We start from the raw sequence: 15829 nt of genomic DNA, 5'->3' as shown, positions 1-15829 counted from the left end.
GGCCGTTCGTTGTGTACGCTCGTACACATGGGATACCTGCTGCTCGCCGGAGCGATCGTCGCGGAGGTGGGCGCCACCACCGCCATGAAGTACAGCGACGGCTTCAGCAGGCTCTGGCCCTCGCTGCTGACCCTGCTCGGCTACGTGGTCTCCTTCAGCCTGCTCGCCCAGACACTGCGCACCCTCTCCATCGGCACCGCCTACGCCATCTGGGCCGGGGTGGGCACCGCCGCCATCGCCGCGATCGGCATCCTGTTCATGGGGGAGGGGCTCACCGCCGCCAAGGCCCTCGGCATCGCGCTGATCATCGTGGGCGTGGTCGTGCTCAACCTCGGCGGCGCGCACTGATGGCCCGGCGGTACGACCCCGAGCGGCGCCGGCGGATCATCGACGCGGCGATCCGGGTGGTCGGCAGGAGCGGCATCGCGGGGCTCAGCCACCGCAGCGTCGCCGCCGAGGCCGATGTGCCGCTCGGCTCCACGACGTACCACTTCAAGACCCTCGACGAGCTGATGGTCGCCGCGCTGCGCCAGGCGAACGAGGGCTTCGCCAAGGCCATCGCCTCCCGCGGCGGCCTGGAGGACACGCGCACCGACCTGGCGACCGAGCTCGCCGGGCTGCTCGGTGAATGGCTCGCCGGCGAGCGCACCGGCGTCGAGCTCGAGTACGAGCTGTATCTGGCCGCCCTGCGCCGACCCGTGCTGCGCCCCGTGGCGGCCGAGTGGTGCGAGGACGTCACCGTGCTGCTGTCCCGCCGCACGGACCCGATCACGGCACGCGCCCTGGTCGCCCTGATGGACGGCATCTGCCTCCAGGTACTGCTGACCGGCACGCCGTACGACGAGGCGTACGCTCGGGAGATGCTGGACCGGGTCGTCTCCGGCAGCTGAGACGGCGCGGCACCGGTTCGCATCCCCGGGCCCCGGCCGGTTAGGTTGCCCTCATGACCGACACGACTGCTCAGAGCACCACCGGCGCGGTGGCCGCCGGCCTCGCCACCCTCGCCGCCGACGGCACCGTCCTCGACACCTGGTTCCCCGCCCCCGAACTCTCCGACGCGCCCGGCCCGTCCGGCACCGAGCGGCTCTCCGCCGAGCGCGCCGCCGAACTGCTCGGCGCCGGCGCGACCGCGGCGATCGGTCCGGACGCCCGCCGGGGCGTCGAGGTGGTCGCGGTCCGCACGGTCATCTCCTCGCTCGACGCGAAGCCGGTCGACGCCCACGACGCCTATCTGCGCCTCCACCTGCTCTCGCACCGCCTGGTCAAGCCGCACGGCCAGAACCTGGAGGGCATCTTCGGCTTCCTCGCCAACGTCGCCTGGACCTCGCTCGGCCCGGTCGCCGTCGACGACATCGAGAAGGTGCGGCTGAACGCCCGCGCCGAGGGCCTGCACCTGGCCGTGACGTCCGTCGACAAGTTCCCCCGGATGACGGACTACGTCACCCCCAAGGGCGTCCGCATCGCCGACGCCGACCGGGTCCGCCTGGGCGCCCACCTCGCCGAGGGCACCACGGTCATGCACGCGGGCTTCGTCAACTTCAACGCGGGCACCCTCGGCACCTCGATGATCGAGGGCCGCATCTCCGCGGGCGTCGTCATCGGCGACGGTTCGGACGTCGGCGGCGGCGCCTCCACCATGGGCACGCTGTCCGGCGGCGGCAACGTGATCATCTCCATCGGAGAGCGCTGCCTGATCGGCGCCGAGGCGGGCGTCGGTATCGCACTCGGCGACGAGTGCGTGGTCGAGGCCGGCCTGTACGTCACCGCGGGCACCCGCGTGACCATGCCCGACGGCGAGGTCGTCAAGGCCCGCGCGCTGTCCGGCGCCTCCAACATCCTCTTCCGCCGCAACTCGCTCACCGGCACGGTCGAGGCCCGCCCGAACAACGCGGTCTGGGGCGGCCTCAACGACGTCCTGCACAGCCACAACTGACCCACCGGCAGACCATCTGCTCCACCACCGGTGACCGGTCAGCCGAGCGCCCTCCCACGGCCCCAGAACGGCCCGGGAGGGCGCTCGTGCATGCACGGGCTTCCCCCGGCATCGCACCCGCCCGCGCCGGTGCTCGTCGTCCCACCGGTGCGGGAGCCGGAGGTCAGTTCGCGTACACGAGGATCAGGCCCAGAGCCGCGAACGACACGACGGACAGGCCGAGCAGCGTCAGCGCTGACGGCACCGCCGCCGTCAGCCGCTCGTAGCCCTTGCGCCGGCCCGAACGGAAGACCACGCGGGCCAGGGCGAGCGGCAGCGCCACGAGGGTGAGGAGGACCAGCGGCGTCGAGAGCCGGCTGAACACGGCGGGGTCGGTGACCAGGTGCCGGACGGCTGCGCCGAAGAAAGTCGCCGGATAGGACAGCAGAGCGAACGAGAGGAACGACGCCACGGCGACGGTCAGTCCCTCGGTCAGTCGCTCGGCACACGCGCGCTCCTGGCGCACTTCCATCGTCACACTGTCCCCCGTGCCCACCCCCGGGTGTCTCGGGCCGGTCGTCGTCGGCTCGGCCGACTCCACACTCGACAGCGCCCGACTTCCGCAGAAGTCTGTCACAGGAATCTCCCGACTCCCGTCCGTGATCAGCCCGGGGACGATCCTCGCGGCCCGTCGTGAGTCGGAGACGTCGAGATGAGGTGAAGGTTCCGTGCGGCCGCTCCGCAGGAATGGCATACGATGCGTGTTCCCCTCATGAAGATCAAATAAGAGGATGTACACGCCATGGCAATCCGTGCCCCGTACCGTTCCCTTCGCGGCATATCCGCCGTCGTCGCCCTGTTCGCGATCGGTGCGGTGGGATGCTCGGACGTCTCCGACGCCGTCGACAGCGCCAAGGACGGCGCGAAGAAGGTGGCTCGCCAGCGCTCGGTCTTCTCGTTGGACCTCGGCGACTGTTACAACCCCAACGGCAAGGCCGAGGGGGAGGCGTACGCCGTCGAGATCGTGCCCTGCGACGAGGCGCACGAGGGCCAGGTCGTCGGCGAGTTCGCGATCGACGAGGGCAAGGAGTACCCCGGCGACGACGAGGTCGCGGCGATCGCGGACGAACGCTGCCCGGTCGAGGCGCAGAAATACGCCCCGGACACCTGGGCGCTCCCCAAGGGTGTCGGCCTCCTCTACTATGCCCCGACCAAGGAGAGCTGGGCAACGGGTGACCGTGCGGTGAGCTGTACCTACACCGCGGAGAAGGGCACGTTCAAGGGCTCGTTGGACACCGCGAAGTCCCTCAAGCCCGAGCAGACCACGTACCTCGAGGGTTCGAACGCGGTCTACGAGGCCCTGTCGGCGAACCAGCCCGAGAAGGGCACCATCGAGGACGACCTGGCCGGTTACAAGGCGCAGGCCAAGGCCGTCGCGGCCGCCCTCGACACGCACGTCAAGGGCCTGGACGGCATCGACGGCACCGAGGTCGGCAAGCTCCGCGCGACGCTGACGAAGGCGGCCGGGAACTGGAAGAAGGCCGCGAACGCCGCCGACGCCGACGCGTTCTACACCGCCTACGAACCGGCGTTCACCGACATCGACCCGAACGAGTCGGTCGCCGCCCGCAAGGAACTGGGCCTGGCCACCACGGTTCCGGCCGACGAGGCCGAGGTCTGGGCGAGCTGACGTCCCATCGGATCAGCGGGGCCGGGTCCGTCAAGGGCCGGCCCCGCCTCCCAGGGCCTGCTCGACGGGTCGGGTCGCAGAAAACCGGCGGCGCCTCATCGGCGCGGGCGAGCAGGGCGATGGAGACCCCCTGCTCGAAGAGCTCGGGGAGGGCGTGCCGGCCCCCTCGTGTGCGGCGTGGTGTGCCGGACAGGCGGGGCGTTTTTCAGAACCGCCCCGAGGCTGCTGGTTCGTCACTCCTGCCGCAGGGAGGCGAGCCAGCGGTCGTCCTGGAATTCGGCAGGGACCTCGTCCTCCCAAGGATCGATCCCGCGGCGCTCCAGCTCGTCGAACCATCGGTCCCGCTGCGACTCGGGGAGGCGTCGTCCGCACCAGGGGCAGAAGTCGATCGTGATGCTCGACGTGCCGCCGTCATGGATGATCAGCCCGTACTCCTGGAATCTGGCGCTGAAGTCGACCAGCGCGTCCGGGCAGGCGAAGGGGTCGTCGTGCCGGTCGCAGCGCACGTTCACGCGATGGGTCATCGCCTCGCAGCAGTGATCGGTCATGACCTCGGTTTTTCGTCGACCGGCATCATGACCGGAAGTAGATCACGGTTTGTGGTGATCGCCGGGTGGCACGTGGGGTTCTGACGAACGAGCAATGGGCGGTGCAGAAACCGAGGGATGGCACTGGTCCTACGGCGACCGCTGTCGGGCCCTTCAGGCCGACGCCGACCGCGCGGTGTACGGGCCGCGGGGACTCTGGTGAGTGGAGGGTGGCGCTCCCACCCACCGGGTCCGGGCAAGGGTTGTGCCAGGTGACGTCAGCGTGTCATGACGAGAGCGTGGCCGAGGCCGCCTGGACAACGCGGTCCGGGGCGGCCTCGACGACGTCCTGCACAGTCCCGTGGCTGACCGTCGGTGGGCCTCCGAGCCGTCAGAAGATGTCGGCACCGGTCAGGGCCGAGCGGCCTTCCACGGTCCCGGGACAGCCCGGGAGGGCGCTCGTGTGTGAGCTGTCGCATGAGGGTTCTTCGAATCCGGCAGGGATCCGACGGGGGCGGGTCCTCCGGTCGTCGAGACGAGCCGTGGGGGCCGGTTCGTCAGTTGTTCTCCGCGGAGTCGGGCCGGGAAGTGTGGGTGGGCGTCGCGAGCATCAGCGCCGAGTCCGTGTGGAGGGTGATGTGCGTCGGGGTGAAGGTGGTGGCGTCCAGCGGTGACTGCCCGGTGCCGGGGTTGCGGGCGTAGCGGGGGTGGGCGCCTCCGCTGATCTGCCAGCGGATGCGGTGACCGACGGCGAAGCGGTGGGCGGTGGAGCTCATCTCCACGGTGATCTGCGCGGGCGCGTGCCCGGTCGTCCGGATCCGGCCCAGTCCGTCGCAGACGTTGACGGAGAGGCCTTGTGGGTCCACGTCGCACAGGCGGGTGAAGACGTCGGTGTGGCCGGTGTCCGTGGAGACGCACAACCGGGCGGAGACCGGACCGAGGACGTCCACGGGCTCGGTCAGCGGGGGGCCGGTGAACGTCACTACGTCGTCCCGGGCTTCCAGGGTTCGGTTGTCCCGGGGGCCGGCGGTGCGGGAGAGCAGCGGCCCGCCCAGGGACGGGGTGGGGTCGGCCGGGTCGTAGCGGAACGACATCAGTGGCGCGGAGTCCGTGGGGGGCTGCCGGGTGAGGTGCCCCTGCGCGGTGGGGAACCACGGGGTGACGGCCGTGGCCGACGGCCAGTCGTCGAGGTCCCGCCAGGCGTTCTCACCGCCGATGTGCACGCGCGCCCGGGTGGGGCGGAGGCCGGAAGGGTCAGCGCACAGGTGGGCGCGCAGCCAGGCGAGGCTCTCGGCGAACACCTCGGGCCAGCCCTGCTGCAGGGCGGAGGTGTGGGTCCAGGGGCCGACGAGCAGGGCGGTCTCGCAGCCGGCCCGCCGCAGCCGGTCGTACTGCTCGAAGGTCTGGTCGGCCAGCACGTCGTGCCGGCCGGTGATCAGGCTCGTGGGCACGCCGAGCCGCTCCGCCGCCTGCGCCGACGACGCGCCGTGCCAGTACGGGTCCTGGGGGTCGGGGTGCGCCATGACGTCGTCCAGCCAGGGCACCTCGCCCCCGAGGGCCGGTACGTACGCACCGCGCAGTGGCTGCGCGGTGGTGACCTCACGCAGACGACGCTGCAGGCGCAGGGTCGCCCTCAGGAAGGGCGCCATGCCCTGGTGCTGGTAGGTCATGCCCACGCCGACGGCGAGGGCGTTCTCCAGGCGCAGCGCACCGTGGGTGTGGAACAGGGCGTGGGGATCGTGCAGGCCCATCTGCACCACCATGGCCTTCAGTTCCGGTGGCGGGTCCAGGGCGAGGGTCCATTGCACGTAGCCCAGGTAACTGGGGCCGACGGTGCCCAGGGTGCCGTCGAACCAGGGCTGTTCGCGCAGCCAGGCCACCGTGGCCTGCCCGTCGGCGGCCTCGTTGCGCCACAGGTCGAACACGCCTCCCGAGCCGCCGGTGCCGCGGCAGCTCTGCAGGACCACGTGAAAGCCCTGTTCGGCGAAGAGCAGGCCGTACATGGGGGACCACGGCAGGCCCCTGCCGTACGGCGAACGGACCAGGAGGGTGGGGAAGGCGCCCTCGGCGCGCGGGAAGTAGTGGTCGGTGATCAGCGGGCTGCCGTCGGCGGCCGGCACCGCCAGCCCCGGCTCCCACCCGACCTCGTGCAGTGGGGCCGGGAGGCGGCGCCACATCGCTCTCGTCATCCGTGAGGTCAGTGGCGGTTTCCCGGAAGGCGGTGCCCAGGCCGGTCTCGGCACAGGACCGTGTGCGCGTGCTGCCATTGTTCTCCTCCTCTGTTTTCGTACGGTGTACGAGAATAGAGGATGCTTGACTGAGGCCCGCAAGGGCGCAGGCGATCGAGGAGAGGAAAGGAGCGTGGGTCATGGCCCGTGACGGAGGGGCCGAGGCTCCGGGTGTCGACCCCCAGCAGCTCTGGCTCGGCCCTGACCGGCCGCGCAGGGGCCGCAAGCCGGCCTACAGCCGGGAGGCGATCACCGCGGCGGCCGTCGCCCTGGCGGACGCGGAGGGACTCGAAGCGGTCACCATGCGGAAGGTCGCCGCGCAGGTCGGAGCCGGTGTCATGTCGCTCTACAGCTACGCCCCGGACAAGGAGACGTTGCTGAACCTGATGGTCGACCACGTCAGCGGCGAACTGCCGACCACGGACACGCTCACCGGCGACTGGCGCGCCGACCTGAAGGCCGTCGCCCACCTCCAGCGCGCCCTGATGCTGCGACACCCCTGGCTGCCCGCCGCCCTGTCCACCCACCGCACCCCCGGACCCCACACCCTGGCCTTCCTGGAGTACGCGCTCACCGCCCTGCGGCCCACCGGACTGGACGGTGCGGCGAAACTGGAGATCTTCGCCCAGCTCACGGCATTCGTGGCAGGGCACGCCGCTCATGAGATCGCGCAGGCCGCGGCCTCGCGGTCGCCCGACCGGGCCGCGGCCGAGGCCCGCTACCTCGCCGCCGTCGCCGCGGACGGCCACCACCCGGAACTTGCCGAAGCCCTCTCCGCCCCCGGACGACCCCTCGCCCCCGAGGCCACCTTCACCCGGTTCCTCAACCGTCTGGTCGACGGCCTCGCCACCGACTGACCCCGGCCGCCCGCCCCGACCGAGAGGCCCGGGAGGAGAACGGCCGGGCCGTTTCCGGCGTCTGTACGTCCGTACGTCTGTTCGCTCGATCGACGGAAGGTGCCCGGAACGTGTTCGTCCTGCTGGCCTTCGCGGCCCTGTTCGCCGTCCCCGTCTGGGGTATCGCGGTGATCGTCAAACTGGTGTCCGTCGTCCTGCCGGGCCGACCGCCCGACTGGGGCGTGCGGCTGCTGCGTTGGGGCGCCGGCATGGCGGCGGCAGCGGCGGTCGTCCTCCTGGTCATGGCGCTCGGCTCTGTGCAAGCCTCCGACCACGAGTCCCGGTCCGGTACCGATTCCTCCCCCGCGCCCGCCTGTCGCAACGCCGCTCCCCACCTTGTGGAGGGCCTCGTCGGCCACCGCGCCTCGTATCTGCCACCGGCTTTCGACTGCGTCCGGGACGACGGGACGACGTACCCGAGTTCCGGAAGCCATGCGTGGCTCAACGGCCTCGTCGTCACCTGGGCGACGGCCTCCGTACTGCTGGCGGCGGGCGCCAGGTACGCGACCGGTCGGCAGACGGCGCGGCAGGTACGGGTACCGGACGAGGGAGCGGTCGAGGCCCGCCCGGACAACGCGGTCCGGAGCGACCTCGACGACGGCCTGCCCAGCCGCGACTGATCGGGCGGTCAGTTCGCCATGAGGTTGTCGTAGGTGGACCTGAGCCCGTCGACTGTCGCGCGATCGGCAGGCTTCAGGGGCGGGCGGGGCGGGCCCGCGGGGAGGTTCAGGGTGGTGAGGAGGGCCTTGGTGGTGACGGTGCCGGGGAGGCCGTCCGCCATCATCGCCTCGATGAGGGGGGTGGCCCGCTGCTGGAGGTCGGCCGCGCGAGTGGTCTCGCCGGCGTCGAACGCATCCAGGACGGAGCGCAGGTGGTCCGGGACCACGTTCGCGACCGTACTGACGTAGCCGGAGCCGCCGACCGCGTACAGGGCGAGGATGTGCTCGTCGCAGCCCGCGTAGTAGGCGAGATTCGTGCGGGAGAGGATCTTCTGGGCGGCCAGGAAGTCGTACGAGCAGTCCTTCACCGCCACGATCCGGGGGTGCTCGGCGAGCCGTAGCATCGTGTCCGGCTCGATGCGGGTGCCCGTGCGGGCCGGGATGTCGTACAGGGTTAGGGGGAGACCAGTGGCGTCCGCGACCTCGTGGAAGTGCGCCTCGATCGCGTCCTGCGGCGGGCGGCTGTAGTACGGGGTGGCGACCAGGAGACCGTCGGCGCCCGCCCGCTCGGCCTCACGGGCGAGGTCAGCGGTGTGCGCGGTGTCGGCGGTGCCGACACCGGCGACGATCGAGGCGCGATCGCCCACCGCCTCCCGTACGGCCGTGACGAGGGCGGACTTCTCGGCGTCCGTCGTGGTCGGGGACTCGCCCGTAGTACCGGACAGCACCAGGCCGTCGCAGCCGTGGCTCACCAGGTGGTCGGCCAGACGCGCGGCACCGTCCAGGTCCAGGGCACCGGCAGGGGTGAACGGCGTGACCATGGCGCACAGGGCGCGGCCGAAGGGAGGCGTCGATGGGGTCATGGAAGTAGTCTCCGCTCCACCACCGTGTACCTCCACTTAAATCTTCTGTCCTTTATCGGTAAGCATCAGTAAGGGATGGCGCTCAGGATAGGCGCCCCGCGCTCCGGGTACTCGGAAGACACCCGACCGAGAGGAGGCGGAACACCGTGACCGCAACCATCGAGCAACCGCGGGTTCGCGACACGCGCAGCCGCGCCGAATACAGCCATGACGGGCACAGCGTGGGCGAACTCGTCGGACAGGCCACCGAGCAGGTCTCCCGGCTGGTGCGGCAGGAAGTGGCCCTGGCCAAGATGGAGCTGGCCGAGAAGGGCCGCCGGGCCGGACGGGGCGGCGGCATGCTGGGCGCCGCGGGCGCCTTCGCCTACGCCGGCCTGCTGGCGACGGCTTTCACCGGTGGTGCCGCACTCTCTCTCGTCCTGCCGGTGTGGGCGGCGGCGTTGATCATCACGGCCGTGCTGTTCGTGATCGCCGCCGTGCTGGCCGCGCTAGGCCGGGCCGAGCTCAAGAAGGCCACGCCGGCCGCCCCGGAACAGACGCTGGGCAGCGTGAAGGCCGACGTGGAGGAGATCAAGGGGAGGGCACACCGATGACGCGGGATGTGCACGGGGCGAACCCGCCTGCGCGTGTGGTGGATTCCGGTTCCGGGTCCCACATCGAGCCCGGGGCCGAGCAGGGCGCCGCCGCCCGCGGAGCCAAGGGGCCGGACGAACTGCGGCAGGAGATCGAGCGGACCCGGCACGAACTCGGCGACACCGTCGAGGAGCTGGCCGGAAAGATGGATGTCAAGGGGCAGGCGCTGGCCCGTGTGGACGACCTGCGCGACAAGGCCGGTGCGATGACCGTGCAGCTGCGGAGCAGCGCCACCCAGGTCCGGCGGGCCGGGACACGGAAGCCGTGGCCGGTCATGGTCGCCGGGGGAGCGGCGGCCGGGCTGGCCGCGACGGCCGGGATGGCGGTGCTGCGGCGGCGCGGGGCGCACTGACCCTGGACCGGGGTGCACCGGCCGCGGACCGGAAGCGCCGCGGATTCGGGCGGGCACGGCCGGGGCCGGCCGGACGGGAGCGTCCGGCCGACCCTCGACGCGGGTGTCCGCCCTACGGGCGGAAGCGCAGGATCTGCGGGTCGTGGTCGCTGATCTGGTCGTGGAACTCGGCGTTGATGTGCACGCTGTCGTACGAGAACGCGCCGCCGCGACGGATCGACGGGCTGATCAGGATCTGGTCCAGGACCTGGCTGTTGCCCTGGTAGACGTAGGAGTAACGCTCGCTCTTCGGGAGGGACCTGACGGCCGACCAGAGGGTACCCCGGCCCTCGAGGATCTCGGTCGTGGTGGAGAACTCGAAGTCGTTGATGTCGCCCAGGGCGACGACGGCCGCGTTCTTCTGCGTCTTGAGGATCTTCGCGGTGAAGTCGTGGACCGCCTTCGCCTGGAGGTGGCGCTGGGTCTCGGAGCTGCGCGACGGCGGCTGGTACTGCGAGGTCAGGCTCTGGTCGCCGCCCTTGGAGGCGAAGTGGTTGGCGATCACGATGACCGTGCGGCCGCGGAAGACGAACTCGCCGGCCAGCGGCTTGCGGCTGCTCTCGAAGGCCTTGGACGTCGGGTCGATCCGGCCGGGGGAGTGCGACAGGGCCGCCTTGCCGCGCACCTGGGTGACGTCGACGGCCGTGGTGGCGTCGCCGCCCGCGCGGTCGGTGAAGGAGACCCGCTCCGGGGCGAAGAGGAACACCTGGCGGATGTTGCCGCCCGGCTCGCCGCCGTCGGCCTTGTCCGCCGGGTCGACGGAGCGCCAGTCGTAGCGCGGGCCGCCGGCCGCCTCGATCGCGTCGACCAGCCTGGCCATCGTCTCGTCGGCGGCGACCGTGCCGTCGTCGGTGGGACCGTTGTTGTCCTGGATCTCCTCCAGGGACACGATGTCGGGCGACTTCAGGTGGTGCACGATCGCGTCGGCGTGCGCGGCGAAGGTGTCGTCGGACGGGTCGAGGTTCTCCACGTTGTAGGTGGCGATCGCCAGTTCGCCGCTGTGCTGCCGACGGGTGGACTCGCGCCGCAGGTCCCCGCTCTTGAGCGTGCCGAGCTCGCTCGCCACGAGCGTGTAGCCGCCGAACTGGTTGAAGTCCAGCGGGCCCGCGGTGGGGCCGGCGAGGGTGTCGCCGACGTTCGCGTCGGGGAAGTCCGCGGCCTGACCCAGGGACTGGATCTGCAGGCGGCCGGTGTTCCGGGCGTCGTAGGAGCCGTAGACCGTGCCGCCGCGCAGGTTGCGGTTCTCCCACGGCTTCACGGTGACCCAGAGTTCGGTGTACGGGTCGGTGGCGCCGACCACCCGGGCGTCGGAGACCTGGACGTTCATGCCCTCCAGGGACTCGTAGAGGTCCAGGGCGTACCGGGCGGGGCGCAGCGGGAGTGCGTTGACCGAGCCGTTCGCGGCGGGGTCGCCGGTCGGGGCGTAGGCGGCGGGGACGGACCGGGCGTCGATCCTGGTGGCGGCCGGGACCGGGTTGCCGCGGGAGACGAAGGTGACCGTGGGGCGGGTGATCTCCGTCAGCGACTGGTTGCCGGAGGCCGTACCGCCGGGGACGAACTCCGTGACCGTGCCGGACACCGTGACGGCGTCGCCGACGGTGACCCCCTGGGGGGTCGAACCGGTGAAGACGAAGACGCCCTCACTGGTGGCCGGGTCGGCGTCCGGGTTCGGGTCCTGGATCCAGAAGCCGCGGGACGAGCCGTAGGTGCGGATACCGGTGACGATTCCGGTCACGTCGGTGACCTGCTGTCCGGCGTACGGCGATATCCGGGTGTCACCCTGGATGTCGTGGATGCGCACGGACTCCGCGTGCGCGGGCGGAGCGAGGGTGACGGTGGACGCCGCGCACACGGCGGCGACGGTGAGCGCGGCGAGGCGCGCGGACGACTTGCTCGGCAACGGATTCCCTCCGGGAAACGTGATGAGTGCCGGGGCGAGAGAGGCAGGTGCGACGTGGGGAACGGGATGGGCCCGTACGGGCCCGGCGAACAACCGCCCGCCGTTTTCTACGCGCGTCAATCTCCAGCCTGGCCAGGCCACTTGTCAAGGTTTCAGCCACGTACGGGGGGTGAAGGGGAGGTGAAGCGGGCGGCTTGGGTGGAAATCCGTCTAGGCTGAGCGGTTGAGTCGCAAGAGGCGCCGAGGACAGCACCTAGGAGAAACAGCCGATGTCAGACAGCTCCCCCCTGCCGCCGGTGCGGCTGCACCCCGACGCGGAGCTGGCGCGTGAAGCACTGTCCACGCCGTTGCTGTCCCGGGCGGTCCGGCTCGCCCGCTGGGCCGGGCCCGAGACCCGGGTCGACGCCGGTGGCGGGATCGTCGACGAGCAGCTGCCCGCGGCGGCCGAGGTGCTCGGGCTGAGCGGGGAGGAGGCCGCCGCCGACGCCGGTGAGGCATGGCGCGTCGCCGTGGACGCCGGGCTCGTCGACGTGGTCGACGAGGAGGAGGGCACCGTCACCGCGGGTGCCGACCTCCCGCTGCTCACCGGGGGCTCGCCGCAGGACGTCCTCACGGTCTGGCTCGCCGCCCTGGAGACGGTGCTCGCCGACGCGAGCGTGCCCGACCTGGAGGGGCTCGTCGACGCCATCGCCGCCGGGGACGGATCCGGTGAACTCGACCTCTCCTCGTTCGACTGGGACCCCGAGGCCGAGGCGGAGTTCCTGGACGGGGTGCTCCGCAACCTCTACCTGCTGACCGTCGGCGAGGAAGGCCCCGCCGGGGCGTCGGTGCCGCTGCCCGCGCTGGCCGCGTCCGTGCTCGTCCCCGAGGACATGCCGGAGCCCACCGACGACGTGCTGCGGCAGGTGTCCGACGCGATGATGCGGCTGGACGACCAGTTCCGCATGCTGGAGCCGGTCGGGCTGGTGGAGTACCAGCCGGTCGACGAGGCGCTGCTGGTCGAGACCGATGAAGAGTCCGCGGAGTCCGGGGAGTCCGCAGAGTCCGGGGAGCCGCAGGACGACACCGACGTCTCCCGCTACGGAGTGGTGCGGCTGACCCCGCTCGGCCTGTACGGGCTGCGCGCCCGGCTGCTGGAGGCCGGGTTCGAGGCGCCGGCGGTCGGGGACCTCGCGGACAAGGGTGCCGACGCGCTGCTCGACGGCACGGCCGTGTTCCCACCGGCGGCGGCCCACGCGGAGACCGAACAGTGGCTCGCCCGGCGCGAACCACTGGCAGCGGCAAGGGAGTTGCTGGCCGCGGCGCGCGGGAGCGACAAGAGCGCCCCGCTGCGGCGGCTGCAGTGCCAGCAGGCGCTGTCGCTGGTCGGGCTCTCGGCCGAGCCGGCCCTGCGGGAGGTGCTCGACGACGCGGAACTCGGCGGACTGGCCCGGGTGTGGCTGACCGAGCACGGGGCCGGCGACGTCCCGCCGCCCTCCGAGGCGATGATCTTCTGGCTGACCGTCGACACGATCGCCGCGCAGCTCGCCGCCGAGGGCAACTCCGAGGAACTGCGGGCCCTGGTGGAGGGACTGGCCCGCCAGCACAGCGGCTTCTTCGCCACGGCCTGGCGGGTGGAGCACCCGGCCACGGCGGACGTCCTGGAGGCGATGGGGCGGCTGCACCCGGACAAGAAGATCGCCAAGGAGGCCCGTAAGGCGGCCTTCAAGGCCCGCTCACAGCACGGGGGTTGAGGGGACCCCGCTCGGGGGCCTTGGACCACGCGCGGGGGCCGGACGGCCCCCGCGCGGTTCACCGAAGCGGCGGCCGGGAGGCCCCGCGGAGTTCAACCGGTGTTCAGGCGCGGGCGGAAGCGTGACGGCGTACGAGGACGGCCTTCCCACGGCAACCCACCGCCACAGGAGACTCCATGTCGCTCACCCGCAGGGACTTCGCCAGAACATCCGCGGTCGCCGGTGCCGGTGTCGCCCTGGTGGGCAGCGTCGGCGCCCTCGCCTCCGCGCCCCACGCCCTCGCGTCCCACGACGCCGAGAGCGTGGGAGAGGAGCGGGAGCAGGACCGGCGCCACCACCCCGTGGTCGGCTACGGCCCCCTGGTCCCCGACCCCGACGGCATCCTCGCCCTGCCCGCCGGTTTCTCGTACCGCATCCTCACGTACACGGGCAGGACCCGGCTGGAGTCCGGCGAGTTCACCCCGTCCGACCACGACGGCACCGCCGCCTTCGAGGGCCCTCGCGGCACCACCCTCCTGGTCAACAACCACGAGATCGACGGCCCGCGCGACGAGGCGGAGTTCCCGGTCCCGCTCGCCGAGGGTCTCGTCTACGATCCGGGCGCCCCCGGCGGCTGCACCGTCGTCGAGGTGCGCCCCGACGGCAGCGTCGCCGAATGGGTCGGCATCGCCGGCACCGCCGACAACTGCGCGGGCGGCAGCACCCCCTGGGGCACCTGGCTCACCTGCGAGGAGAACTCCGACCGGGCCGGCGAGAACGGCATGACCAAGGACCACGGCTACGTCTTCGAGGTCGACCCGGCCGACCGGCGCGCCAACCGCGACCCCAAGCCGCTGAAGTTCTTCGGCCGCTACGACCACGAGGCCGTCGTCATCGACCCCGGGCGCGGCCACGCCTACCTCACCGAGGACGCCGACGAGCCCAACGGCCTGTTCTTCCGCTGGACCCCGCCCGGGGACTTCCGCCACGGCCCCGGCAGGTTCCGCGCGCTCGCCGACGACGCGGGCGTCCTCCAGGCGCCCAAGTGCTACGACTCCGGCGGCCGGTTCGTCGACGACCTCTCCCGCGCCACGAGGACCGGTACGGTGTACGGCGTCGACTGGGTCGACGTACCGGACCGCGACGCGCGGACCGTCTCCGTGCGCGAGCAGTTCGGGCCCGGCGAGATCACCCGGGGCCGCAAGCTGGAGGGCATGTGGTGGGGCGACGGCGGGGCGTACTTCGTCTCCTCGTACGCCCGTGAGGAGAGCCCCGGCCGGCACGACGGCCAGGTCTGGTTCTACGACCCCCGGCGCCGCACCATGACCCTCAAGGTCCTGCTCGGCGTGAACCCCGGGCCCGACAAGGACGGCGCCCTCGACGGGCCCGACAACATCACCGTCTCCCCCTACGGCGGGCTGGTCGTCGCCGAGGACGGCGACGGCGCGCAGCACCTGTTCGGCGCCACCGACAGCGGACGCACCTACCCCATCGCCCGCAACGAGCTGAACATCGGCACCGAACAGGAGCCGGAGTTCAGCGAGTTCACCGGCGTCACCTTCTCGCCCGACGGGAAGACCCTGTACGCCAACATCCAGGAACCGGGCATCATGCTCGCCGTCACCGGCCCCTGGAAGCGGCAGAAGCGCCGCTGAGCCCCCCGCCCGCGGTCGCCCACCACCACGGTGGTGGGCGACCGCGGTCTTGTTCCGTCCGTCACTGACATCTAACATTTCAGTCATGGAGGCCATACGACCCGTGCGGCGCACCCTGCTCAGGGAGCGTGCCTACGAAGCGATCCGGGACGCCATCGTGGCCGGGGAGATCGAACCCGGGGCGGTGGTGCGGGACGCCGAGCTCGCCGAGCGGCTCGGGCTGTCCCGCGCGCCGGTGCGCGAGGCGTTCTCGCGACTGGTCGACGAGGGGCTGCTGGAGAGCAAGCCGCAGAGCTACACCCGGGTGACCCCCCTGGTGGCCGGTGACGTCCGGGACGCGGCGGCCGTCGTCGGCGCCATGCACGAACTGGTCACCCGCGTGGCCGTACCGCGGCTGCGCCGGTCCGACGTGGACCTCATGCGTGCCGCCAACGAGCGGTTCGCCGCCGCCGTGCGGGCCGGTGACGTGGACGGCGCGCTGCGCGCCGACGACGAGCTGCACGACGTACTCGTGCGGGTGAGCGGCAACCGCGCCGCCGCCGCGACCGCCGCCCGCTACACCCCCCTCATCCGCCGACTGGAACGGCAACGTTTCGGCGAGGGCGGCGCCTGCCGTTCCGCCGGGCTGCACGAACGGCTGATCGCGGCCTGCGCGGCCGGAGACCCGGACGAAGCGGTCCGGGTCACGGCGGAGATCTGGCGGGGCCTGGAAGAACTTGCCGACGTTCCCGACGTTCCCGAGGTTTCCGACGTTCCCTGACGG

General features: G+C 71.9%; 16 protein-coding genes. 11 read left to right on the top strand and 5 right to left on the bottom strand.

The window, feature by feature from the left end; all coding sequences use genetic code 11:
* The first annotated feature begins 27 nt into the window (after positions 1-27).
* The 3 genes from ACWEQO_RS00635 to dapD are packed head-to-tail and all read left to right on the top strand — an operon-like array spanning position 28 to position 1933.
* Positions 28-348: a DMT family transporter gene (locus ACWEQO_RS00635; protein ID WP_361459447.1), complete on the top strand. Its 321-nt coding sequence runs from the start codon at positions 28-30 to the stop codon at positions 346-348.
* A complete protein-coding gene (locus ACWEQO_RS00630; RefSeq protein WP_452977380.1) occupies positions 348-890 on the top strand; it encodes a TetR/AcrR family transcriptional regulator in 543 nt (180 codons plus the stop codon). The genes ACWEQO_RS00635 and ACWEQO_RS00630 overlap by 1 nt, the downstream gene beginning before the upstream one ends.
* A 53-nt stretch (positions 891-943) precedes the next feature.
* Complete coding sequence (gene dapD / locus ACWEQO_RS00625) at positions 944-1933, top strand: 2,3,4,5-tetrahydropyridine-2,6-dicarboxylate N-succinyltransferase (protein WP_361459449.1); 990 nt, start codon at positions 944-946, stop codon at positions 1931-1933.
* 163 nt (positions 1934-2096) lie between these two features.
* Here dapD and ACWEQO_RS00620 read toward each other — a convergent pair whose 3' ends face one another.
* The gene (locus ACWEQO_RS00620; protein WP_452977376.1) at positions 2097-2444 is read right to left on the bottom strand and encodes a hypothetical protein; all 348 of its coding nucleotides are present in this window, start codon (positions 2442-2444) and stop codon (positions 2097-2099) included.
* Positions 2445-2714: 270 nt separating this feature from the next.
* Between ACWEQO_RS00620 and ACWEQO_RS00615 the strand changes: the two genes are divergently transcribed.
* Positions 2715-3602: a septum formation family protein gene (locus ACWEQO_RS00615; protein WP_452977373.1), complete on the top strand. Its 888-nt coding sequence runs from the start codon at positions 2715-2717 to the stop codon at positions 3600-3602.
* Between the two features lie 233 nt (positions 3603-3835).
* Here the strand turns inward: ACWEQO_RS00615 and ACWEQO_RS00610 are convergent, their stop codons facing one another.
* The gene (locus tag ACWEQO_RS00610) at positions 3836-4150 is read right to left on the bottom strand and encodes a DUF6980 family protein (protein WP_452977370.1); all 315 of its coding nucleotides are present in this window, start codon (positions 4148-4150) and stop codon (positions 3836-3838) included.
* A gap of 536 nt (positions 4151-4686) precedes the next feature.
* Entirely contained in the window at positions 4687-6318 is a 1632-nt protein-coding gene (locus ACWEQO_RS00605; protein ID WP_452977367.1) for a CocE/NonD family hydrolase, read from the bottom strand.
* Positions 6319-6497: 179 nt separating this feature from the next.
* On the opposite strand from ACWEQO_RS00605, the gene ACWEQO_RS00600 reads away from it, so the two are divergent.
* Together ACWEQO_RS00600 and ACWEQO_RS00595 are read left to right on the top strand one after the other, a co-directional pair.
* Positions 6498-7214, top strand: coding sequence for a TetR/AcrR family transcriptional regulator (locus tag ACWEQO_RS00600; RefSeq protein ID WP_452977364.1), 717 nt, complete (start codon positions 6498-6500; stop codon positions 7212-7214).
* Positions 7215-7324: 110 nt separating this feature from the next.
* Positions 7325-7873: a hypothetical protein gene (locus tag ACWEQO_RS00595; protein WP_361459460.1), complete on the top strand. Its 549-nt coding sequence runs from the start codon at positions 7325-7327 to the stop codon at positions 7871-7873.
* Positions 7874-7881: 8 nt separating this feature from the next.
* On the opposite strand, the gene dapA is transcribed toward ACWEQO_RS00595, so the two are convergent.
* A complete protein-coding gene (gene dapA / locus ACWEQO_RS00590; RefSeq protein WP_452977361.1) occupies positions 7882-8775 on the bottom strand; it encodes a 4-hydroxy-tetrahydrodipicolinate synthase in 894 nt (297 codons plus the stop codon).
* 146 nt (positions 8776-8921) lie between these two features.
* On the opposite strand from dapA, the gene ACWEQO_RS00585 reads away from it, so the two are divergent.
* The gene (locus tag ACWEQO_RS00585; protein WP_452977358.1) at positions 8922-9368 is read left to right on the top strand and encodes a phage holin family protein; all 447 of its coding nucleotides are present in this window, start codon (positions 8922-8924) and stop codon (positions 9366-9368) included.
* A gap of 35 nt (positions 9369-9403) precedes the next feature.
* Positions 9404-9760, top strand: coding sequence for a DUF3618 domain-containing protein (locus ACWEQO_RS00580; RefSeq protein ID WP_452977355.1), 357 nt, complete (start codon positions 9404-9406; stop codon positions 9758-9760).
* A 112-nt stretch (positions 9761-9872) separates the two neighbouring features.
* On the opposite strand, the gene ACWEQO_RS00575 is transcribed toward ACWEQO_RS00580, so the two are convergent.
* Entirely contained in the window at positions 9873-11699 is a 1827-nt protein-coding gene (locus ACWEQO_RS00575) for an endonuclease/exonuclease/phosphatase family protein (RefSeq protein WP_452977352.1), read from the bottom strand.
* Positions 11700-11968: 269 nt separating this feature from the next.
* Between ACWEQO_RS00575 and ACWEQO_RS00570 the strand changes: the two genes are divergently transcribed.
* The 3 genes from ACWEQO_RS00570 to ACWEQO_RS00560 all read left to right on the top strand — a co-directional run bounded on the left by ACWEQO_RS00570 (position 11969) and on the right by ACWEQO_RS00560 (position 15826).
* Positions 11969-13432 (top strand): hypothetical protein, encoded by a 1464-nt coding sequence (locus ACWEQO_RS00570; RefSeq protein WP_452977349.1) that lies wholly within the window; start codon positions 11969-11971, stop codon positions 13430-13432.
* A gap of 176 nt (positions 13433-13608) precedes the next feature.
* Positions 13609-15066, top strand: coding sequence for an alkaline phosphatase PhoX (locus tag ACWEQO_RS00565; protein WP_452977346.1), 1458 nt, complete (start codon positions 13609-13611; stop codon positions 15064-15066).
* Positions 15067-15151: 85 nt separating this feature from the next.
* Positions 15152-15826, top strand: a complete 675-nt coding sequence (locus ACWEQO_RS00560) for a GntR family transcriptional regulator (protein ID WP_452977343.1) — start codon at positions 15152-15154, stop codon at positions 15824-15826.
* Positions 15827-15829: the final 3 nt, after the last annotated feature.

The sequence above is a fragment of the Streptomyces sp. NPDC004051 genome (assembly GCF_053604275.1).
Note: the sequence above shows the minus strand (reverse complement) of the source record. Positions and strands in the feature narration are given on the sequence as shown.